General features: G+C 42.3%; 25 protein-coding genes. 6 read left to right on the top strand and 19 right to left on the bottom strand.

The window, feature by feature from the left end:
* Positions 1–10 precede the first annotated feature (10 nt).
* Complete coding sequence (locus AC3E9V_RS13710; protein WP_488748694.1) at positions 11–169, bottom strand: hypothetical protein; 159 nt, start codon at positions 167–169, stop codon at positions 11–13.
* Between the two features lie 10 nt (positions 170–179).
* Entirely contained in the window at positions 180–773 is a 594-nt protein-coding gene (locus AC3E9V_RS13705; RefSeq protein WP_488748693.1) for a Uma2 family endonuclease, read from the bottom strand.
* Positions 774–919: 146 nt separating this feature from the next.
* On the opposite strand from AC3E9V_RS13705, the gene dnaG reads away from it, so the two are divergent.
* The 5 genes from dnaG (at position 920) to AC3E9V_RS13680 (ending at position 5,814) form a co-directional block, all read left to right on the top strand.
* Positions 920–2,854: a DNA primase gene (gene dnaG, locus AC3E9V_RS13700; RefSeq protein ID WP_488748692.1), complete on the top strand. Its 1,935-nt coding sequence runs from the start codon at positions 920–922 to the stop codon at positions 2,852–2,854.
* Between the two features lie 85 nt (positions 2,855–2,939).
* A complete protein-coding gene (locus AC3E9V_RS13695; RefSeq protein ID WP_488748691.1) occupies positions 2,940–4,163 on the top strand; it encodes a bifunctional 3,4-dihydroxy-2-butanone-4-phosphate synthase/GTP cyclohydrolase II in 1,224 nt (407 codons plus the stop codon).
* A 4-nt stretch (positions 4,164–4,167) separates the two neighbouring features.
* Positions 4,168–4,773, top strand: a complete 606-nt coding sequence (locus tag AC3E9V_RS13690; RefSeq protein WP_488748690.1) for a hypothetical protein — start codon at positions 4,168–4,170, stop codon at positions 4,771–4,773.
* A 24-nt stretch (positions 4,774–4,797) separates the two neighbouring features.
* The gene (surE, locus tag AC3E9V_RS13685) at positions 4,798–5,571 is read left to right on the top strand and encodes a 5'/3'-nucleotidase SurE (RefSeq protein ID WP_488748689.1); all 774 of its coding nucleotides are present in this window, start codon (positions 4,798–4,800) and stop codon (positions 5,569–5,571) included.
* Between the two features lie 48 nt (positions 5,572–5,619).
* A complete protein-coding gene (locus AC3E9V_RS13680; RefSeq protein ID WP_488748688.1) occupies positions 5,620–5,814 on the top strand; it encodes a hypothetical protein in 195 nt (64 codons plus the stop codon).
* Between the two features lie 77 nt (positions 5,815–5,891).
* Here the strand turns inward: AC3E9V_RS13680 and AC3E9V_RS13675 are convergent, their stop codons facing one another.
* The 12 genes from AC3E9V_RS13675 to apaG form a co-directional block, all read right to left on the bottom strand.
* On the bottom strand, positions 5,892–6,647 hold the full coding sequence (locus tag AC3E9V_RS13675) for a DUF6048 family protein (RefSeq protein ID WP_488748687.1): 756 nt from the start codon (positions 6,645–6,647) through the stop codon (positions 5,892–5,894).
* Positions 6,619–7,353 (bottom strand): hypothetical protein, encoded by a 735-nt coding sequence (locus AC3E9V_RS13670; RefSeq protein WP_488748686.1) that lies wholly within the window; start codon positions 7,351–7,353, stop codon positions 6,619–6,621. The genes AC3E9V_RS13675 and AC3E9V_RS13670 overlap by 29 nt, the downstream gene beginning before the upstream one ends.
* Positions 7,354–7,516: 163 nt before the next feature.
* A complete protein-coding gene (gene priA / locus AC3E9V_RS13665; RefSeq protein WP_488748685.1) occupies positions 7,517–9,976 on the bottom strand; it encodes a replication restart helicase PriA in 2,460 nt (819 codons plus the stop codon).
* A gap of 38 nt (positions 9,977–10,014) precedes the next feature.
* The gene (locus tag AC3E9V_RS13660) at positions 10,015–10,254 is read right to left on the bottom strand and encodes a hypothetical protein (RefSeq protein WP_488748684.1); all 240 of its coding nucleotides are present in this window, start codon (positions 10,252–10,254) and stop codon (positions 10,015–10,017) included.
* Between the two features lie 104 nt (positions 10,255–10,358).
* Complete coding sequence (locus AC3E9V_RS13655; protein WP_488748683.1) at positions 10,359–12,446, bottom strand: thioredoxin domain-containing protein; 2,088 nt, start codon at positions 12,444–12,446, stop codon at positions 10,359–10,361.
* Positions 12,443–13,414, bottom strand: coding sequence for a GSCFA domain-containing protein (locus AC3E9V_RS13650; protein ID WP_488748682.1), 972 nt, complete (start codon positions 13,412–13,414; stop codon positions 12,443–12,445). Before AC3E9V_RS13650 ends, AC3E9V_RS13655 begins: the two co-directional genes overlap by 4 nt.
* Before the next feature lie 78 nt (positions 13,415–13,492).
* On the bottom strand, positions 13,493–13,936 hold the full coding sequence (gene rplI, locus AC3E9V_RS13645; RefSeq protein ID WP_488748681.1) for a 50S ribosomal protein L9: 444 nt from the start codon (positions 13,934–13,936) through the stop codon (positions 13,493–13,495).
* A 7-nt stretch (positions 13,937–13,943) separates the two neighbouring features.
* On the bottom strand, positions 13,944–14,195 hold the full coding sequence (gene rpsR, locus AC3E9V_RS13640; RefSeq protein ID WP_488748680.1) for a 30S ribosomal protein S18: 252 nt from the start codon (positions 14,193–14,195) through the stop codon (positions 13,944–13,946).
* Positions 14,192–14,566 (bottom strand): 30S ribosomal protein S6, encoded by a 375-nt coding sequence (rpsF, locus tag AC3E9V_RS13635; protein ID WP_488753668.1) that lies wholly within the window; start codon positions 14,564–14,566, stop codon positions 14,192–14,194. The genes rpsR and rpsF overlap by 4 nt, the downstream gene beginning before the upstream one ends.
* A gap of 192 nt (positions 14,567–14,758) precedes the next feature.
* Positions 14,759–15,691, bottom strand: a complete 933-nt coding sequence (locus AC3E9V_RS13630; protein ID WP_488748679.1) for a chromosome segregation protein SMC — start codon at positions 15,689–15,691, stop codon at positions 14,759–14,761.
* A 36-nt stretch (positions 15,692–15,727) separates the two neighbouring features.
* A complete protein-coding gene (locus AC3E9V_RS13625; RefSeq protein WP_488748678.1) occupies positions 15,728–16,459 on the bottom strand; it encodes an O-methyltransferase in 732 nt (243 codons plus the stop codon).
* A 133-nt stretch (positions 16,460–16,592) separates the two neighbouring features.
* Positions 16,593–16,979 (bottom strand): Co2+/Mg2+ efflux protein ApaG, encoded by a 387-nt coding sequence (gene apaG / locus AC3E9V_RS13620; RefSeq protein ID WP_488748677.1) that lies wholly within the window; start codon positions 16,977–16,979, stop codon positions 16,593–16,595.
* 81 nt (positions 16,980–17,060) lie between these two features.
* Here apaG and AC3E9V_RS13615 point away from each other — a divergent pair, with 81 nt between their 5' ends.
* Positions 17,061–17,723 (top strand): uracil-DNA glycosylase, encoded by a 663-nt coding sequence (locus tag AC3E9V_RS13615; protein ID WP_488748676.1) that lies wholly within the window; start codon positions 17,061–17,063, stop codon positions 17,721–17,723.
* Between the two features lie 198 nt (positions 17,724–17,921).
* Here the strand turns inward: AC3E9V_RS13615 and lepB are convergent, their stop codons facing one another.
* From lepB to AC3E9V_RS13590, 5 genes are read right to left on the bottom strand one after another with little or no spacing between them, the layout of a single operon-like run.
* Positions 17,922–19,340 carry a signal peptidase I gene (lepB, locus tag AC3E9V_RS13610; protein ID WP_488748675.1) on the bottom strand — a complete coding sequence of 473 codons (1,419 nt, stop codon included), beginning with the start codon at positions 19,338–19,340 and terminating at the stop codon, positions 17,922–17,924.
* Positions 19,341–20,063, bottom strand: a complete 723-nt coding sequence (dapB, locus tag AC3E9V_RS13605) for a 4-hydroxy-tetrahydrodipicolinate reductase (RefSeq protein WP_488748674.1) — start codon at positions 20,061–20,063, stop codon at positions 19,341–19,343.
* A gap of 7 nt (positions 20,064–20,070) precedes the next feature.
* Positions 20,071–20,613 carry a DUF5683 domain-containing protein gene (locus AC3E9V_RS13600; RefSeq protein ID WP_488748673.1) on the bottom strand — a complete coding sequence of 181 codons (543 nt, stop codon included), beginning with the start codon at positions 20,611–20,613 and terminating at the stop codon, positions 20,071–20,073.
* A 37-nt stretch (positions 20,614–20,650) separates the two neighbouring features.
* Positions 20,651–21,544 (bottom strand): ParB/RepB/Spo0J family partition protein, encoded by an 894-nt coding sequence (locus tag AC3E9V_RS13595; RefSeq protein ID WP_488748672.1) that lies wholly within the window; start codon positions 21,542–21,544, stop codon positions 20,651–20,653.
* A 9-nt stretch (positions 21,545–21,553) separates the two neighbouring features.
* A complete protein-coding gene (locus AC3E9V_RS13590) occupies positions 21,554–22,330 on the bottom strand; it encodes a ParA family protein (RefSeq protein ID WP_488748671.1) in 777 nt (258 codons plus the stop codon).
* Positions 22,331–22,447 lie beyond the last annotated feature (117 nt).

The following is a 22,447-nucleotide window of genomic DNA, read 5'->3' as shown; positions in this document are numbered from 1 at the left end:
TGTAAGTGAATCACAAAATGGCGTAAACGATTAACCCTAAAATACCAGCTGTAGCCACCGTTAAGTAAACAATAAGAATGGAGCCTACCTTTTCAACTATATTTAGTCTCTTTTCAGCTATTTTATTAGCATGAATTAATTCGGCTGTCACTGTTTCTAGATCTTTCATTAAAGGCTATCTACGTTTCTTTCAAAAGGGATAAGTCCAATTCGAATCCAGGTAACACATCTTCACCAGAAAGTTTGGTGTCAAATGTTTTGATAGTTTTTTCCAATCCATTCGGGTTATAGACATATACTTCTTGCTTGTCTATGTCTATCAGCCACCCTAGCTGCACACCATTAGCTACCCATTCGAGCATTTTATCCTGTAGCTGTTTTAATGAATCAGATGGGGATTTTACCTCCGCTACAAATTCCGGGCATACCGGGGCAAACTTCATTTTTTGATCTTTGGTAAGCTTATCCCACTGTTCATTAGATACCCAGGAGACATCCGGTGATCTCATAGATCGGTCAGGTAATGTAAAACCCGTTGAGGAATCAAAGACTCTTCCGAGAGCTCTGGATTCATTCCAAACAGAGATTCTGGTAGCAATTTTGCTATTAAAATAACCGGATAGACTTCCGGTTGGCGACATTATAATGAGGTTTAGGTGTTTATCTCTTTCGATATTCAACTCCGGGTTTCTTTGACAAAACTCAAATAGCTCATCATCACTAAAAGCGAGATTTTCAGGGAATTCAAGTATATAGCCGTTTTCGAGGAGCATTCGTTTTAAGTTTTACCATTAACCAAATATACACAACAGAAGTTTGATTCGTCGTTTTTTCAATTGACTTAAAAAGATATTACTTAAACGGAAAAACCATTCGATCCCTTAAATTTGCCCTGACTTTTCAACCCTAAAACCGATCCATGATCAGTCCCGCTACTATTGAGGAAATAAAGAACAGAATTGATATCGTCGAGGTAGTTGGTGACTTTGTTACCCTTAAGAGATCCGGATCCAGCTTTAAGGCTTTAAGCCCTTTTACGAATGAAAAAACACCTTCTTTTTATGTAGTCCCTTCCAAAGGGATCTTTAAAGATTTCAGCAGCGGCAAGGGTGGTGACGCCATCACCTTCGTCATGGAGGTAGATGGGCTTAGCTACGTGGAAGCGCTCAAATACCTGGCAAATAAGTACGGGATAGAGATCGTAGAAGAGGAGCAAAGTGATGAGGTCCAGCAGGCTCAAAACAAACGGGAAAGCCTTTATATTTTGCTCAACTTTGCCAAGGACCACTTCAAAGAGCTGCTTTGGGAACATGAGGAGGGCAAATCCATAGGGCTTAGCTACTTCAGGGAGCGTGGTTTCTCTGAGGCTACCATCAAAGAATTTGAGCTGGGATATACCATTGATGCCTGGGACGATCTTTTGAAAGCCGCAGAAAAAAAAGGTTACAAGCAGGATCTGCTGGAAGAAGCGGGGCTTATCATCAAAAAGGACGATGGGAAGGTTTATGATCGATTTAGAAATCGTGTCATTTTTCCCATACATAACATTTCCGGGAAGGTGGTCGCATTTGGGGCGAGAACACTCTCTAAAGAAAAAAAACAGCCCAAGTACATTAACTCGCCGGAGACTGAGCTTTACAATAAGAGTAAAATTCTCTATGGGCTGTTTCAGGCCAAGCAGGATATCCGAAAAGAAGACAACTGCTTCCTGGTGGAGGGCTATACGGATGTGATCTCCATGCACCAGACCGGGATCAAAAATGTGGTTTCTTCTTCAGGTACCGCACTCACTGAAGATCAGATCAAACTCATCAAACGGTACACTGAAAATGTTACTGTGATCTTTGATGGTGATGAGGCTGGTATCAAAGCATCAATCCGCGGTATCGACATGCTCCTGGAGGGAGGACTGAACGTACGGGCTGTAGCATTGCCTGAAGGGGAAGATCCGGATAGTTATTCTAAACAACTGGGTACCAGTGCATTTAGTCACTTCATTGAAAGTGAGTCACAGGACATTATTCAGTTCAAAACCAGGCTTTTCCTCAAGGAAACCAAGGATGATCCGGTAAAGAAGGCCGGAGTTATAAAGGATATTGTCAGGTCCATTACCAAGATTGACGATCCGGTAAAGCGAAGTGTCTATCTAAAGGAATGCAGTAATCTGCTGGGCATCAGCGAGTCAGTGCTTGTGGCGGAGCAAAACAAGCTGCTGATAGAACAACGCAGACAGAAGGGTGGCCAAAAAACTTATGAGGAAATTCCACCTCCTTCTGCAGGAAGTCCGGGAGAGGAAGAAGTTTTAGAGGAGGCTGATTTACTTAAAATCATTGAGCTCCAGGAGCGTGAGTCCATACGGGTCCTGGTCAACTACGGGAAAAATACCATCAAAAATCAGGACTATGTGGATGAGGAGCTTATAGCCTATTTTTTATCTGAAGTAGAGGAAATACAGTTTACCAATCCCATTTATAAAGAGATCCTCGAAATTTTCAAAGAACGCCTAAACGCTGGTGAACTTATTGATGGAGATCACCTCATCAAGCACGGGTCTGAGGAGATCAAGAGGGAAGTTGTGGGCCTGATGACTAATAAATATGAGGTGAGTGAAAACTGGGAAAAGAAATTTCAGATTTACGTCCCGGAAGAGATTTCACTATTAAAAGACGTTGCTTACACCAATATTCTCAGGTTGAAATTCCGTGTTGTACAACACCTCATCGAGGAGGAAAATAAAAAGCTGAAATCTGTCACTGAAGATCATGAAATCGACCAATTACTTGATGAAATAAACGATCTGAAAAAGATTGAAATGGATATAGCGAAGATTTTAGGGAACGTGACGGTTAAGTAAATTGTATTTTAGGTGTCTAAACTTCGCCGGATGATTAGTTTTGGGCTAATAAACAACAGATAGTACCCATTTTAGCACTTTAAGCATGTCAAAAGAAACATTATTAGATCCTATAGAAGAAGCCATTGCCGATATAAGGGATGGTAAAATCGTTATCGTTGTTGATGATGAAGACCGGGAGAATGAAGGAGACTTCATTTGTGCAGCTGAAAAAGTGACGCCCGATATTATAAACTTTATGAGTAAGGAAGGTCGTGGCCTTATCTGTGCTTCTTTGGTGGAGGAGCGTTGTGAAGAGCTGGGTCTTGAGCTGATGGTAGGCAAAAATACGGCAGTCCATGAAACGCCATTTACGGTTTCTGTGGACCTCATAGGTAAAGGGACCACCACAGGTATTTCCACAGCTGATCGGGCTAAGACCATCCTGGCTCTAGTGGATCCTGACACTAAACCAGAGGAGCTTGGCAAACCGGGTCATATTTTCCCTCTCAAAGCAAAAAAGGGAGGTGTTTTAAGGCGTACCGGACACACAGAGGCAGCTATTGATCTGGCAAGGCTTGCGGGACTCCAGCCCGCAGGAGTGCTTGTGGAGATCTTAAAAGAAGATGGCGCCATGGCCCGGCTCCCTGACCTGCGGGAGATAGCTGATAAATTTGATTTAAAGCTGGTGGCAATCAAGGATCTCATCGAATACCGAATGAGGAAAGAGTCGCTGGTCACTAAACAGATTACAATCGATATGCCTACCGAGCATGGGGAATTTAAACTCACAGCATTTAAGCAGGACAATACCGGCGAACTTCACCTGGCTCTTTTTAAAGGGGAGTGGGAAGAAGATGAGCCGGTGATGGTCCGTGTTCATTCATCTTGTGTTACCGGGGATATTTTTGGCTCATATCGGTGCGACTGTGGTAATCAGCTGCACAGTGCCATGCAAATGGTAGAAAAAGAAGGGAAGGGGCTGGTGCTTTATATGAACCAGGAAGGACGTGGCATCGGTCTGGAAAATAAGCTGAAAGCCTATCAACTGCAGGAGAAAGGGATGGATACCGTAGAGGCCAATCTGCACCTGGGATTCAAAATGGATCAACGGGATTATGGAGTTGGGGCACAGATCCTTCGTAAAATGGGCATTAGAAAAATCCGGTTAATTACAAATAATCCGAAAAAAAGGATCGGACTTATGGGGTATGGTCTGGAAATTGTAGAGAATGTCCCTATTGAGGTGGTCCCGAATGTACATAACAAGCGATATCTCGAAACGAAAAGAGACAAGATGGGCCACGAAATTTTAAAAACCAGGAAGTAAGCAAATGCGAAAACTATTAATATCGGGATTCCTGTGTCTTGCTTTGTTTTCAGCAGACGCTCAGGAGTTTTCATCAGAAGTATGGCACAATGGCTACCTCATAACTACGGATGAAGATACTGTTCGTGGGCTTATCAAGTATGACATGGAGGCCAATATTGTTCAGCTTATACAAAACAATGTTGTTAAAACTTACAGTAGCCATAAAGTTTTTTATTTCGAGATTTTTGATAAGGTTGTTAAAAACTACCGGCAGTTTTATTCCATTCCGTATAATGTGAATTACAACTACGAGATTCCAATTATCTTTGAAGTATTATATGAAGGACCTCTTTCGCTTCTTTCCAGAGAAGCTGTCGTGCAGGAAACTGTGACCAGCAATACACCTTACTGGACCGGCGGTTCTTATGTAAGGGACCGTATGGCCTATACATTTTACTTTTTAGACAAGGAAGGAAATATGACCATGTATACCGGGAAACGAAACGATTTACTGGATATTATGGCCCGAAAATCCCGTCAGGTAAAAAGCTTTATCAAAGACAATAAGCTTAGAACTGATGAGATTCGCGACCTGATCAGGATCACAGCTTTTTATAATTCAATTTAAGCATCTAATTACACAAAAAGACAAATGTCAAAACCTCTGATTCTCGTTTCCAACGACGATGGAATTACTTCAAATGGAATTCAAAAGCTGGTAAGTCTGATGAAAAAGCTTGGTGATGTGATCGTAGTGGCCCCGGACAGCCCGCAATCCGGCATGGGACATGCCATCACGGTGGGTGATACCCTAAGGCTTAATGAAAATAGAATTTTTGGAGGTGACCTGCCTGCTTATGAGTGTAGCGGGACACCGGCAGACTGTGTAAAGCTGGCAAAACATCACCTTCTAAGGGAGCGAAAAATAGACCTGGTGGTAAGTGGCATTAATCATGGAAGCAATACCTCGATCAGTGTGCTATATTCAGGCACAATGAGTGCTGCCATTGAGGCGGCCATAGAAGGTACACCGGCTATCGGGTTTTCCCTTTGTGATTACCATCCGGATGCCAAAATGGATCATGTAGATGAGCATATTATTAAAATTGCAGATCAAACCCTGAAAAAAGGTATTCCAAAGGGTATAGCGCTAAACGTAAACATCCCTGCCTACCAGTCTCAGAATATTAAAGGCATAAAAGTATGTCGCCAGGCCAATGCCAGGTGGGAAGAGGACTTTGATCAACGTGTGGACCCGCACGGGAGAACCTACTTCTGGATGGTTGGAAATTTCGTTAATCACGATAAAGGGGAGGATAACGATGAATGGGCTATTGCCAATAATTATGTTTCCCTGGTTCCTTGCCAGTTTGATCTTACGGGGCATCACGCAATCAGTATTTTGAATGATGAGTGGGATGTGTAGAATTTCAACCTCTTTTGATTTCATTGTATTATAAAATACCTTAGAGATATGGATAAAGCATTAAATGAAATAGGTAAGCTTCGGAATGAAATGAAAGTTGAGTTTATAGAATTGGAGAATCAAATGAAGTCCAATACTGAGCGAGTCGTGAAGTCAATGGACAAGTTTTCCAGAAGTGTAGAAAAAGGGTTTGTTGCCGTTGAGGAAGCTTTGGATAATGACCTTAATGATCTAAATAAATAGATACTATCAAGAAGCGACTGGATGATGCAAATATTTAGTGCTCTGTTTGGGTCAATCTTATTGCATTGCATTAGTTCCTAAAACACATAAACCTTTAAAAACAGGTTTAAAGCCATGTTAGGATTGTTTACGGTCCTTCCGTATCCGGGGATGGTGTACACGTCATAGATCTCAAAGCGGTCATAAGTAGATAAAAATCTAGCCCTCAGGTAAAATCCCAGAGTAAAAAGCTGATTGATCTTTGCCTCCGGGTTGTCTTTATTCAATATGAGCTTGCTCTCGGAAGTGACCATTACTTCCAGCCACCTGGCTGATAAGTTATCCTCCTGAAAAGTGTTGGTGTAATCATCCTGTACACCACTGGGGCTTGATAGAAAAATAGCTCCACGATGTTCGAACATGCTCGACGCATAAAGTACCCCGATCCCTAACTTACTTTTGGGGCTGATCTGCTTCAGGTAACCTCCACCCAGTCGGTAATAGGATCCTTCTGAAGTGTATACTCCGTTTTTAAAAGCATTTTCCGGCTCCAGAACTCCTTGTCCATATTCTCCCAGGAGATAATATTGATTAAAAAACAGCAGCGTGACACCTGTTTCATATTTTTCATCCCAGCCAGCAATAGTGGTGGCCAGCTTTCCATAATCAGCATTGATAGAAGCCTGAAAAAAGACCTCTTTTTCCTTTTCGACCGTATCCTGTTCGGTCACTTTTACCGATACCGAATCTTTGGGGCTCATGGTGCTGTCCAGGGCCACCTTTGTGGAATCAGTTTGTGCATAAGCCTGGTATGACAGCCAAAGGCTAATAGATAGCAGTAATATTCGTCTCATTGCTTATGCAGTTATCATTTGGACAATTAAAGATCAGGGTATCGCAGGTGTAGCTCTCCGCAACAATATCCTTAGCGATGATACGAAAAACCCGGGCATCGTTTAGCGTTTCGTATGGGAGGTAACTCAATGTAAAACTAAAGGTTTTCTCCTTAATGGAGATTTCATAGGAGGTTTGTTGCGTTTCATTCGGTGTTCCTATGAGTAGGGGCAGGTTATAAACCTTCATACTGTCCTGGTAAGTTAGCTCAGCGCCATTATTTAAGATAGCGACCTTATCTACCAATAAAAGACCTGAATTTATCTTTTTAATAATACTGTTGTAGACATCCACGATGGAGTCCAGTTCATCTAATCTTGTCTCTACCGGGATCAATTCAATTTCAATGTTTTCTATCTGCTCGGTAACTAAATCGAGCGAATCTTCATACGCTGTATTTCCATTTTGTATGGAATCACTCATCCGGGTAATTTCATCTCCCAGTGAATCAATTTTATCATCTAGTGCCTGACTTATTGATTCATAATATTGAATGGTAGCACTGGTATCTGCTTTGGCTGTATCCAGAGCCGTGATGCTGTCCTGGTTAATAAACGTCACTGCGACTGTGGGCTCATAGAGCAATGGCTCACCACACTCATTACAAGGGTCGCATGAAAAGCTAATTAAAGCCCAGAAAATGAAAATATAGATCCAGTTTTTCATGGTTTCTATTGCCTACTTGTATTGTCTGTTGAATATCTGGTTAGTACAAGGAAAAAAAGAAAATGGATTGGTGTGATACAACCTCCTTCATCTCCTTTGGTAAGGAGGATTGATTGTATTTTCTTTCTTTTCCATCTTTCATTGCTCATTGCTTACAGATATCTCAAACCGGGTCAACATCAAACACCACTTTTACACTTTTATATGAACGTTGACTTTGCAACATATTACGCGAATTAAGCAGGAATTCTTTTAATGCTCGCAAGGAGACTCCCTGTTTTTCCACTTTTACCGTGATATCGTAAAGATACTGATTCCTGATCCTGCCAATAAGTGGCTCCACAGGTCCGATCACCCGCATATCTCCCAGCGATCGTTTCAGCTCCCTGGCAAGGAACTGCGCGGCATTCGAGGCGTTGAGCTTATCCGCATCTTTCACAGTGATGCTGATCATTCGATAGAAAGGAGGGTAGTGAAACTTTTCTCTTTCCAGGATCTCAGACTGGTAAAATGAATCATAATCGTGCCGTTTTACATAACCGAGAAGGAACTGGTCCGGATCACTGGTCTGGATTACTACTTTGCCCGGCGTATCTCGTCTGCCTGCTCTGCCACTTACCTGGTGAATAAGCTGAAATGCACGCTCATGAGATCTGAAGTCCGGGAAATGGATCATTCGGTCAGCATCAAATATGCCAACAATAGCCACATGATCAAAATCCAGACCTTTACTGACCATCTGGGTGCCCAGGAGTATATCTATGTCTCCGTTCTCAAATTCATCAATAATCCTTTGATAGCTGTATTTACTTCGCGTTGAATCCAGATCCATTCTCCTGATTCGTGCCGTTGGAATAAGTATTTCCAACTCTTCCTCGAGCTTTTCCGTGCCGAAACTCATGGTTCTGATCTCAGTGGAATTACACTGAACACATTCAGTTAACATACTGGTTTTGTATCCGCAGTAGTGGCAAATCAAAAAGTCCTGATGGATGTGGTACGTCAGGCTAACGTCACAATGGGGGCATTTAGGGATGTAACCACAATTATGACAGGACAGGTAGGGAGCATATCCCCGTCTGTTTTGAAAAAGTATGACCTGCTTTTGTTGATCCAGGGCTGTATTGATCTCTTCCAAAAGTCTGGAGGTGAAATTGCCCTTCAACTTTCTCTGCTTGCGTTCCTGGATCATGTTTGCAAACTCAATAGAGGGGGGGTTGACTTTACTGTATCGTTCATCGATTTTTACCAATCCATACTTCTCACTGAGGGCGTTATGGTAGCTCTCCAGGGAGGGCGTAGCGGTTCCCAAAAGTGTTTTAGCATGAAACAGGGTGGCCAGGTATATAGCCGCATCGCGGGCATGATACCTTGGAGCCGGCTCGTATTGTTTAAATGAGTTTTCATGCTCCTCATCTACTATGATCAGTGAAAGGTCACTAAAAGGCAAGAAAACAGCACTACGAACACCCACCACAAACTTATATTCACCACTCAGTACTTTTTGCCATACCTCTACACGCTCATTATCAGAATACCTGGAATGGTATACCCCAAACTGATTGCCAAATATCCTGGAGAGGCGCTTGATGATTTGTGTCGTTAATGCAATCTCCGGAAGAAGGTACAGAGCCTGACCTCCGTTTTCGATCACATCCAGGATCATGGATACGTAGATCTCCGTTTTTCCGCTTCCGGTGATCCCTTTTAGCAGTACTGTACTCTTCTTTTGAAACTCACTTAGTATTTCCTGTTTGGCCGTTTGCTGAGCAGGCGAAAGAACGGGATGCTTAGTAGCGGTTTCATCTATTTCAAACCGGGAAACTATTTTTTCCCATTGAATTAATATTCCGTTTTTGACCAAAGTCCTTACGGAAGATTCACTTACTCCGTGGTTGATCAGGTCACTTCTTGAAATGCCATTCTCATTGCTTATGGGTGACTCCAGTACAGGCACGTTTTCCAGGTACTTTACCAGCACGTCTATCTGTTTAGTCTTCTTTTCAAGCTGTTCCAGCAGGCTATCTAAAGCTTCCTCCTGTAGAAATTCCTCCGCCAGCCTTATCCTTGTTTCCTTTTTGGGGCTGTATTTGTCTTTGATTTGTTCAAAGACCTGGATGGCATTACTTTTTTTTAGGCTTTTAATGTAGGGGTATGCTGATTTAATGTTCAGGATAGATCCCACCTCATTTACCTTCAGATCTCCTGATTTCAGGTGGTTTAGGATCACATTTTCTTTTTCAGAAACCGGGATATCCTCCAGGTCAATTTCAGGGTTGAGGGAAATATAAGACTCGCTACTCATTTTGAGTCCGGCAGGAACGGCAGCATTGATGACTTCCCCCAGGGTAGCCATGTAATATTCACTCATCCATTGGAAAAAGTGTAGTTGAGTTGGTGTGACTATCGGGTCTTCATCCACCAGATCCAGAATCTCTTTAGGTTGAAAGTTTTTCGGTACCTCATCATGTACATGGTGAATGATGCCCGTATAGATCTTCCTTTTACCAAATTGTACGATCACCCTACAGCCAACCAGCTCATCTGTAGCAGTCCTTATTGGTAACTTATAGGTAAATGTCCCGGGTAGGGGGAGAGGTAATATGACTTCAGCGTATCTCAAATTGTAAATCTAACCCGGATGTCCGAAAGTAAGATTTACTAATTCAAAATATCTTTGCGAATCGATTTTTTGGGGTTTTCCTTTTTTACCTCTTGCTTGAGTTTGTCGTAGTTCATCATCAGCCGATCGATGATTTTGACCGTAACCGAGTTCATCTCAGTCATATCTTCAAATTTATCGATCAACTCGAGTATATCCTCCTGAGAAATATCTTTTCCGGAAAGGATCTTCTCTCTGAATTCCGTAAGGTATTTTTTCTCTTCGTGGTAGACGGTCATTACTGGTCTTTTGCTTTCTTTTTTTTGTTAAGGTAGTAAAAGCTTTGAATTCACACGCCCGAATTTCGATAGAACGGGAATAATAATGGTTGATCGTACGTTTTTTATTTATTACCGGCGTTTTTAATTTCTTTAATTGAAGACTTAGTCTCAAATACCGGTCGTTTACAGGTCTTGTTAAAGCAAACGAATATGGTTGTTTTTCCATCTATGGGCTCCTTGTATGATAATAGCGGTAAATCACTTTTTTCAGATGTGGCCATGATTACTTTATTGGGCAGGTATACCTGTTGTATTTCCAGCGCTTTTTGGTATGCTGAATCCCCAACCACAATGACTTCCGGAGTGGGGTTAGCCATCATAAGAGCTGTAACTCCCCAGTTAGACAAGTACTCCGGCTCCTGGATAATCATGTGATTAATTTTCTCAACCATTGACGTGGCCTTGCTCTTGTAATCTTCGTTATCCATCATAATGCCCAGGCGGTACAGGTTATGAGCCATCAAGGAATTGGAAGAGGGGATCACGTTATCGAAAATTTCTTTTTTGCGTGCTATTAACTCTTCCGATTCATCCCCCGTATAGTAGAAGAAACCTTCATCAGTATCGTAGAAGTCCCGAATAACAATTTCAACAAGCCTGTTGGCTTCCATCAGATAACTTTCGTCAAAGGTAGTTTCATAAAAGTTTATGAATCCTTTTATAACCGCACCATAGTCCTCCAGGAAAGCCATCGTTTCCCCCTGGTAGACCCTCAGGAGACCCTCCTTCTTAATCAGTTTTTTCTTGATAAAAGTTGCATTGTTTTTAGCTAACTCCAGAAACACATCCTCCTTTGTAGCCTGGTAAGCATCACAAAGCCCTGCTAATGTAAGTCCGTTCCACCCGGAGATGATCTTATCATCCAGTCCCGGCCTGATCCGCTTGCTCCGGGCCTTGAGCGCCTTATCATTGAATTTTTCTACAATGCTGATCAGCGAATCCAAATTGAGATTGAGGTCTTTAGTCAGCTGATCATCTGTCTCAAGTCTTCTGAGCACATTCCTGCCTTCCCAGTTTCCTTCTTTAGAAACGTCATAATACTCAGCTATGAGGCTGAAGTCCTCACCTGCCAGTTCTTTAACCTCCTCAAACGTCCATACATAGAACTTACCTTCCTCACCTTCACTATCTGCATCCAGGGCGCTGTAAAAGCCGCCATCCTCACTCATCATCTCTCTTTCCAGCCATTCAGCGGTGCCAGTCAGAATAGGTTTATAGTTTTCTTTCGGGCTTAATTTATATCCGGTAGCATACAGGCTCAGAAGCTGGCCATTGTCATAAAGCATTTTTTCGAAATGAGGAACATGCCACTCCCCATCTACCGAATACCTGGCAAATCCTCCGCCAACCTGATCATAGATGCCACCTTCGGCCATTTTATCCAGAGTGAACAAAAGATGCTCTAAGGCCTTTTCGTTTTGTGATAGATCATAATAACCTGCCAAAAATTCCCAAAGGGATGGCATAGGAAACTTAGGTGCCTTTTTTATTCCTCCCCATGCCGTATCAAAACGCCTGGAAAGGGTATCAAAAGCTGAGTCAAAAGACTCCTTTTCTACCGGGGTGGATGTATTCTGGATACCGTACTTGCTTATTTCACTTTGCTGCATCGCCTCTGCAAAACGATCTGCTGACTCTGAAAGCTTATCATAGTTTTTATCATAAGCTTCAGTGATGCTTTCCAGTAGCTTTTTCCATTGAGCAGGAGGGAAGTAGGTGCCTCCGTAAAATGGTTTTTGCTCTGGGGTAAGAAACACGTTTAGGGGCCAGCCCCCACGCAATCCCATATTCTGGACAGCTTCCATGTAGATCTGATCTATATCCGGACGTTCTTCTCTATCCAGCTTGATGTTTACAAAGTGTTTATTCATGTATGCGGCAATGGTGTCATTCTCAAAGGATTCATGAGCCATTACATGACACCAGTGACAGGAGCTGTATCCAATACTAAGCAGGATAGGTTTATTCTCCTCTTTGGCTTTATTTAATGCTTCTGTGCTCCATGGATACCAGTCTACCGGGTTTTCCGCATGCTGTCGAAGATAGGGACTGGTTTCATTGATGAGTCTGTTGGTATCCTGATTAATGGACATATTTTGATCACAGTTTGTGAGTATCAGTAAAAGCAATAAGAACGAAAAAGTTCTCATTTTTTGACTTGTTTTTCCAGCTCCGTAAGCTCATTTGAAATATCCACCTTGTTTTCGAAAGCCTTTAGCTGCCTGATGGTGGATTTCAAGAAATTCTGGTGGTCAGCCGAGTGTGGGTGAAATGCGCGGTGCGCCAGTGATTTTCTAATCCTGACCCACTCAGCAATAAATTTTTGAGCGTCTGCATCCATAAACGTCTCAGTAAAACGCTCCCAGATATATCGTACTGCCTGTTCATTTGGGTGGATCATATCTTCCTTATAAAACCGGTAATCTCTGAGAACATCGATCATGAGTTCATATGAAGGAAAATAGAAAGCCTCAGGGTCCCTTTCGATGATCTCACTTACTGACTGGAGTAACGTTGCCTTGCTGATGTTGTTTTGAATAAGTCCATCCCGGATATGCCTTACCGGACTTACGGTTAGTATCACCTTCATGTCGGGATTTATACTTCGTACCACCTCCATGGTTTCAAAATAATCCTCAATAATTTCGACTGAAGATAGGGACAGCTTTTCGAAATCTCCCTTTGGCGCCTTATGACAATTAGCTACGATCTTATCACTTTTCAGGTGTTTGTAGACGAAAATAGTACCCAAAGTGATGATCATCCACTTAGAACTCATCAGGCTTTGTTGAGATTCTCTCGCCCGGTTATCCAAAAGGCTTTTAAATGTGTCCATACTGGTCCCTGAAATGACACTATGCGTGTCCCAGTGGTAGTAGATACCTCTGATCTGAGCAAAATTATCTGGATCCAATCCCTCAGAGAGAATCAATCTTATGTTTTTAAATATGGAGTAGGGGTTGTAAATCGTACCCAGAGGATTGGAAAGCACGTCAAACTTATAATCCCGCAGACGATTCCCCATATTTTCAGAGAAGCAGGACCCTATGCAAAATACCGGATCTTTTAATCGGATTTTTTCGGGACTTTCCGGAATATTAAATGGTAAGACAAACACGGATCGAATATAGCTAAGAAACACAAAAAACCCTGACCATTTGCTGATCAGGGTTTTTTAACTAATGGATTCTTATTTTTATTCAGAAACTACGTTGAGCGTGATTTCATGGTGTACCTCTTTGTGAAGGTCCAAAACCACTTTGTATTCACCAAGCTCCTTAATGTTACCTGAAATATTGATTTTCTTTCTGTCGATATCAAAACCTTTTTCTTTTAGCGAATCAGCCACCTGAAGTGGTGTGATTGCTCCAAAGATCTTTCCGGTTTCTCCGGCTTTTGTTTTGATATCCAAAGTAAGATCTCCGATTTTCTTAGCAAACTCTTCCGCATCGTTTTTGATCTTCTCTGCTTTGTGAGATGCCTGCCTTACATTTTCCTCGATCATTTTCCTGTTACTGGTGCTGGCAATGATCGCTATTCCCTGAGGGATGAGGTAGTTTCTACCGTAACCGGGCTTTACGTTTACGATATCATTCTTATAACCTAATCCTTTTACGTCTTCTTTTAATATAATCTCCATCTTGTGCTTACTTTAAAGAGTCAGTAACATATGGCAATAATGCAAGGTGTCTTGCTCTTTTCACAGCCTGAGAAACTTTTCTCTGGTATTTCAGGCTTGTTCCGGTGATCCTTCTTGGCAGAAGTTTTCCCTGCTCATTTACAAAAGCCAATAAGAAATCAGCATTCTTATAGTCAATGTATTTGATTCCGCTTTTTCTGAATCGGCAGTATTTTTCTTTCTTCTGCTCTCTGTTTATTGGTTCGTTCTGCAGTGTCATGCTTTCACCTCCTCTTTCTTAGCTTCTTTTTTCTTGTTGAATGCTCCGTTTCTTCTGCGTTCGTTGTACTTCACAGCGTGCTTATCCAGCGCAGTTGTGAGGAAACGCATTACTTTTTCATCCCTTCTGTACTCGGTCTCAAGTTTGTCAATTACGGATGGTTCTGCCTGAAATTCAAAAAGATGATAAAAACCAGTGGTCTTGTGCTGAATTGGGTAAGCCAGTTTTTTAAGGCCCCAATTCTCCTCATTGATGATCTTGGTACCGCTACCGGTCAAGACGTTTTTGAATTTGTCGACAGCATCCTTCATCTGGGTCTCAGACAAAACGGGAGTTAAAATGAATACTGTCTCGTAATCTTTTACCATGATTAAATAAAATAATGTTTAAATTTTTCGAAGTGCAAAAGTAGGGAAATAATTGATAATGGGCAATTAATAATTCAACAATCCGATCTTCGTTTTTCATGCTCATTTTCATGATTTGAATTGTACTTTAATGCCCTTAAGTTAAGCTCCACCTGTTCCTCTTTGGAGAGGGAATAAGGGAGAGGAGTATCTAGCTTATTTGACTAAAAAAGTACCTTTTCCCATGAGATACTCATCAGTGTATATTTCTACCTGATGCAGGCCTTCTGTATATTCGCTTCCTTTGGTATAGAATACCGTTACTTTCTGGCTTTTCTTATCGTACAGGATCTCTTGCCTGGCCGAGTAAAACATTTCCCTGTTCTCAAACATAAAAGTTCCCGATCCGCGGGTTACATCAAACAGAACATTGCCATTGGGAGCAACAATGCGTATGAGCAGCTCCTTCCCCTCGATAGGAGCCACCTGATTTTCAGTTATGGTAAAGGTGATCTTAAGCTTGTCAATGTGCCGGTCTCTGAATTCACCTTCACGCTCTCTGCCATTTTCATTCACCGCAAAGACTTTCAGTCCTTCTACTTTCAGACGAGCTGCAAATGCTACTTTTTCTGACAGTTGCTCTTTTTCCTTGTTGATCTCCTGTATGGATTGATTGAGTTCCTGGGTTACGGTCTTAAGTTCATTGTTCTCGGTTATGAGCTGATCATTCATTTTTTTCAGTTGCTTGATCTCCTCATCTTTCATTAGTAGCAGCTCTGAGTATCCATCCACTTTCCCCCTCAGGGTAGAAATCATGCTTTTACGATTGTCGATCTCCGTCAGCAGTAGTTTTCGCTCTGTCTGAAGTTCATCTTTTATTTTTTGCAGGGTGTCCACCTGGCCGCCCAGCTCGGAGATGGCTTTAATGCGTTCGTCCAATTCACCGGAGATCGAATCTAACTGCAATATTGTATTGCTCAGTTCTTTAGCCTGAGCTTCCCGTTCCTCTTTCAGGTTGGCATTTTGAAAATAGAAAAAAATGATCACTCCTACCAGCAAAACGGAAAGCCCGATAAATAAAGGAGTTCTGTCCTTTTTTGGATTTTGCTGTGGTGAGTGATTGTATGAGTTTTCTCCTTGTTCGTTCATCGTACTGCTTATTTGGAGGCAAAAATAGTTTTATTGTTAGAATTTCAACGAAAAGTGCTGTTTTTCCATTGGATAGTTCGGAAAAATGACCCCGGCCTGAAACAGATCTAATGTTAATTTATAACGGGGATTTTCGATAATCTTGTTCCAGGTTTGCTTCATGTCCTCAGACCAGTAAATATCATGAATAACAATACATTTCACAGATGCACAAGCCCGGATTTTTTCCAGGTAAAATAAAATGGTTTCTCCCCGGTGATCTGCATCCAGAAATACCAGCTCCGGCTTATACTCAGCGAGAGATTTTTCAAACACACGCTGCACTGTGCCCCGGATCAATTTCACTTTGTCAAAACCCAATTTTCGCAGGTTTTCCCTGGCTAATTGATGCAATGTTTCCGAACCCTCGATGGAGACAACCTGCTCTGCACAAGACCGGGCAAGGTAGGCTGTAGTAATCCCCAGGGAGGTACCGGTTTCAAGCACTGACTTATAATCAAGGAAATTGACCAATCGAAACAGGAAATAAGAAAATTTATGTGAGGATGCTGATTGTACAGCTATTTTCCTAAGGGATTTTTTATGTGTCCGGGAGGTTTTAGGATCTACAAAAACCACTGTCCCTTTATTTTTGGTTAGCTGTTTTCTTAAAGCGAATAGATCTCTTTCTATCTGCCTGTTTTCCTTTCGTATCACCTGCTGATATAGCCGATAGATAAACGGGGAATGCAGGTCATGTGCATTTTGAGCCCTGATCCGGTATTTCAAATAAGCCTTTAAGGTAAAAAAGAGAGAGGACAAGACCTTAGCGATAAATTGCAAAAATGCGGTATACTAAAATGCTTTATAAACAGTTGAATAACAGCTTTCTGTGTTTGATGGATATTTGTGCCATTAGGCACTAGTTGAGCTTGAATGGGACTACCATTTCAAATTCAGGTATATTGACCAGAAACTGTTTCCCATCGACTAACCGCTCCATGGTGTAGTATCCAAACATTTTCCCCAGTCCGGACTTGAGATTACATCCGGAAACGTACTGATGCATTTGTCCGGGCTCCAGAATAGGCTGTTTTCCAACCACACCTTCGCCATCTACTTCTCGTTTTGGGTGAGTCAGGTCTATAATATCCCAGTGCCGTGACAGGAGCTGAATGGTTTTGTCACTGAGGTTTTCAATGGTGATCTGGTAAGTAAAAACGTAATGATCTTGAACAGGGTTGGAATACTCCTGCTGATACTCAGTGTCTACGGTAACTTTTATTCCTTTGGTAGTATCTGTGGTCATTACTGATCTTTATTGGGAAGAAATTTATAAGATTTATTTTTTATTTTGCCAACATTCATTGGAAAGTTTTCACTAAAATATATGAATGTTAAAATAGAGCCTTCCTGGAAGCAATTATTGTCCGAAGAATTTGAAAAGGATTATTTTAAATCTCTGACCGATTTTGTGAAATCCGAGTATCAAAACCACCGAATTTATCCACCGGGCAGTCAGATTTTCAACGCTTTTGATTTTTGTCCTGCAGATAATGCGAGGGTGGTGATCATAGGGCAGGATCCCTACCACGGTCATGGACAGGCCAATGGTTTATGTTTTTCAGTAAACGAAGGTGTACAGATGCCTCCATCTCTGGTCAATATTTTTAAGGAGCTCAAATCCGATCTCGGTAAAGAGATACCCCCTCACGGCAGCCTTGAGCGATGGGCCAGGCAGGGAGTACTACTATTAAATGCTACCCTGACGGTGCGTGCCAGTAGTCCCGGTTCTCACCAAAACAAGGGGTGGGAGGAGTTTACTGACGCAGCTATTCGCAAATTGTCACAAGCGAAAGAAGGACTCGTCTTTATTCTTTGGGGAGCATATGCTCAGCGAAAAGGGGAGGTGATAGATGCGTCTCGGCATTATGTCATTAAATCAGCTCATCCCTCGCCATTTGCTGCCAACCGGGGTTTTTTTGGGAGCAGGCCCTTTTCCAGGACAAATGACTATTTGGTAAAACAGGGGAAAGAAACTATTAACTGGTAAGATTATGAGTAGACATACAAGTCACCACTACATGCCTAGAAGCGAAAGTAATGCAAGGTTAAAGGGTTGCCTGGTACTATTTGGGTTCATAGCCATTATGTTTCTCTTAGTGGCTTTGTTTATGTATGTGTTTTCATGAAAAGGCACAAAAAAAACCTGCACTCAGCAGGTTTTTTACGTAAGCTTTTATTGGGTGTTCTACTCAATTCCGTCGAAAAGGCGACTCCATCTGACTTTACTAAAGAAGGATCCGTTTTCATCCAGTGACATCCAGATAAATGAAGCTTCCCCAACAATGAAATCTTCCGGAACGAAACCCCAGTACCTGGAATCTTCAGAGTTGTGCCGGTTGTCTCCCATCATGAAGTAGTAATCCTTTTTGAAGGTATACTCCGAAACTTCTTCTCCATTGATGTAGAGCTTGTCGATATCTATTTTCACTTCGTCCAGGTCTTCGTAGTTTTGAATAGTAGAACCATACTTAGCGAGACTGTATTCGTCTACCTGTATGGTTTTTCCTCTGCCTGGAACCTCCAGAGGACCATAATTATCTACATTCCATGGGTAATAGCGCGCATCGGGAAAAATTCTTGGTTCCGCTACGCCCTTTTTACTCAGCTGAACATTAACTGAGTCAATGAAATCAAAATTTTTAATCCTGTTTACCACATCTTCTGAGGTATAAACCAGGTAGCCTCTCTGGTCACGCCGACCTATAGTGATCTGGTTGTCGGTGAAAAAGCGGTCCGGGAGTGTCTGCCTTGTCCAGATAAAGTACAAATGTTGCATTAGCTCAGGGTTTTCTCCCTCCTCACCATTTATATAGACCTGGCCTTGCCTTACTTCCAGCACATCTCCGGGGACACCTATGCATCGTTTGATGTAGTGTGTTCTCAGGTCTTTAGGGTGTTCAAATTCCGGAGGGTAGTTGAAGACAACCACATCATTGCGCTCTACCTTGCCAAGTGAGGGGAGGCGGTACTGAGGCAATTGGATTGCAGAAATGTAAGAGGGGATCTCCGTGCCCCAGATCTTTGCATGTGTTAAGGGAATCTGTAATGGCGTTTTAGGAGTCCGTGGCCCGTAATTGATTTTACTCACAAAAAGGAAGTCACCAACCAGCAGTGATCGCTCCATGGAAGGAGTGGGGATCACGTATGCTTCCATAAATACCCACCGGATAAAGGTGGCCGCAAATACAGCAAATACGATTGCCTCAAACCACTCCTGGCTGATGGTACGGTTTCTTTTGGGGAGCTCTGTGGCTTTTCCTTGGTAAGTAGTATCTGAAAATGCTACATAAATCATGTAAAACGGAGCCAGAATCACACCGATGCTTTGATCGAGGTAGGAATACTTTCCAAAGGATTTGAGCAGGTCCAGATGGATCGTTAAGGCTATGAAAAAGTTGACCACCGGTACAAATAATAAAACAATCCACCACAAGGGTCTTCCTACAATTTCCAGGTGAACGTAATAATTGTAAAAAGGGACAAAGCCAATCCAGCCAGGTTTGTCGGCTTTCTCGAAAAATTTGTAGTAAGCAATGGATTGCAACAAATACCATCCGATCACAAGGATCAGTGTGAATGCCAGGCTAAAGTCGTTCAGGTACATTTATAATTGATTTTTTAGAAAGTCTTTAATTGATAAAATTCCAGTTTGGTTAGTCGTCCACTCAGCCACTTTTATTACACCCTCTGCAAAAACTTCACGATTGTGAGCTGTATGTTTGATCTCTATGGTTTCTAAAGGAGAATGGTAGGCTATGGTATGAGTGCCCGGTACATTGGGCTCTCGCAATGAAACGATTCCTACCACATCCTCTGCGTCGGTCTTTTCGTTGACCCATTTTGAAATATTTGGCGTCTCGCGGATGATTCCTTCCGCCAGGGTGATGGCAGTGCCGCTGGGGGCATCTTTTTTCTCTGTGTGATGGATCTCTTCCATGGCCGGATGAAAGCCCTCAAGACCACTCATTTTTTTAGCAAGCCATTCGTTGAGCTCAAAGAAGAGGTTTACGCCAATACTAAAATTAGAGGCGTAGAGGAATGTGCCCTGTTTTGACTCACAGCGTTTTACTATTTCATGGTACTTATCCAGCCAGCCTGTGGTTCCGGCTACTGTTTTCACACCCTGGCTTATCAAAGTGGAAATATTTTCAAACGCTGACGAAGGTTGTGAAAACTCGATGGCCACATCTGTATTTTCAGGACTGATCTTATTGATATCATCCTGGTTATCCTGGTCAATGATGTATGAAATGTCATGACCCCTGGATTTTGCTATGCTTTCGATGGCTTTACCCATCTTTCCATACCCAACAATTGCGATTTTCATTATTCTTCTACCTTATGGTTAATGAAAAGGAAACTCCTACAGCATGCGAAAATAATGGAGTTGATTGAATCGAGGGGTTTATATTCAGAGAAAGCTTCTCATTTATCTCAAACTCGTGCAAATGTGCTGAAACATGGGCATCTACCACATTGAGTAGATAGTAGGCTGCGGCGATGATAATCAGGAAGTCACGATTTCTCCGGAAAGCCTCCCTGTTTCTCGTTAGTGAGTTTTCCGCCATTCTACCCTCATATGGGTTTACAGTGTTGGGGTCATTGTCTTTTATAGCTCTGAGGGCATGATCAAATTCAAAATACAACTTATGGTTATAGTTGATGTAATGCCCAATGATGATTCCACCTCCGTAGATCAAAGGGATCTTCCAGTACTGATTGTTGTAAGCCTGCCCCAATCCGGGTAATATAGCTGACAAAAAAGCCGCTCTGTTGGGGTCCAGATCAGACAGAGACTGAAACGTTTCTATTTTATCTCTATTCAGAAAAGCTGAGTCGGAAGGGGTCTGCTGCGCCCAGCCAGCTGACGATAGCAAAAAAAACAGGGAACAAACGAGGGCTTTGGGGCCTTGCTTAAACTGAGAGTAACTCAAGAATACGCTCCAGGTCATCAGCAGAGACGAAGGGAATCTTGATTTCTCCTTTATTGTTTTGGTCCGCCTTGATATTGACTTTTGTTCCAAAGTGAGATGTTAATTTTTTCTGCAATTTAACAATCTCCGGGTTTTCTGAAGGCTGTGATTTGGGTTCTTCTTTTTTCTTTTCACCAAGACCTCTTACCAGCTCTTCAACCTTCCTTACCGAGAGGCCATCTTTGATGATCTTCTTAAAGATATTGAGCTGCTGATCTACATTTTCGATAGTGATCAGTGCTCTGGCGTGTCCCATACTCAGCGTTCCATCCCGAAGTGAGATCTGAATGTCTGGTGGAAGCTTCAGCAGCCTCAGGTAGTTATTGACAGTTGTTCTGTTTTTTCCTACTCGGTCTCCAAGCTCTTCCTGCTTCAGGTCACATTCTGAAAGTAAACGCTGATAACTTAGCGCTATTTCGATTGAGTTGAGATTTTCTCTCTGAATATTCTCAATGAGGGCCATTTCCAGCATCTGCTGGTCATTAGCTGTACGAATGTAGGCAGGTATAGCTTCCAACCCGGCAATTTTACTTGCCTGCAGTCTGCGCTCCCCTGATATCAGCTGAAATTCGTTTTCGCTTAGAGCCCTGACTGTAATTGGCTGGATGATGCCCTGTACTCTGATGGACTCTGCGAGCTCATTGAGCGATACCTCATCAAAATCAGTTCGAGGCTGAAAAGGGTTTACCTCAATCTGGTCTATGGGTATTTCATTGATAGCTCCACGGATCGTCGCTCCGTAGCCACTTATTTGTTCTTTTTCTTCAGAGTCTTCCAGTAGCGCGCCTAACCCTCTGCCCAGTCCCGATCTTTTCTTCCACTTTTTCTCTGCCATGATCTGATTTTATGCTGCTTTTACCTCGTTTTTTTGCATAATCTCTCTTGCCAGGTTGAGATAGGCAAGAGACCCTTTGCTATCTGCATCGTGTGTAATGGCAGGCAGACCAAAGCTTGGTGACTCACTTAGTTTGATGTTTCTGGGGATCAGTGTTTCAAAAACCATGGACTTGAAATGGGTTTTCACTTCTTCCACAACCTGGTTTGAGAGGTTCAAACGGGTATCATACATGGTCAGCAGGATTCCCTCGATCTCAAGGTCCGGATTTAGCCGGTTTTGGATGATCTTGATGGTGTTCAGAAGCTTGCCAAGTCCCTCCAGTGCGAAGTATTCGCATTGCACCGGTACTATCACTGAGTCAGAGGCTGTAAGTGCATTTACAGTGATCAGTCCAAGGGAAGGAGAACAGTCAATAATGATAAAGTCATAGTCTTCTTTGACTTCAGTTAAAGCCAGCTTCATTTTTTCTTCCCTTTGAGATACACTTACCATCTCTACCTCAGCACCTACCAAATCGATGTGAGATGGGAGCAGGTCCAGGTATTTGATATCCGTATTGACAATGCTCTTCTTGGCATCTGCTCCGTCTACCATGCATTCATAGATGCTTACATCTACCTCTTTTGGGTTGATTCCAACTCCCGATGTGGCGTTGGCCTGAGGATCAGCATCTACGATCAATGTCTTAAATTCCAATGCTGCCAGACTTGCTGCCAGGTTAATGGCGGAAGTTGTTTTACCGACGCCACCTTTTTGGTTTGCTATTGCAATGATTTTACCCATAATTATTCAATGATCTTTTTCAAAGGAAAAGGACACAAATATATTTAATGTAATTACAAGTTACAGAGGGATTCATAAAAGAAAAACCCCGAGAGGTCGGGGCTTTCTTCTAGCGTC

The sequence above is a fragment of the Marinoscillum sp. HNIBRBA16962 genome (assembly GCF_057801515.1).
The sequence above is the reverse complement of the archived record's forward strand: the minus strand, read 5'-3'. Positions and strand labels throughout refer to the sequence as shown.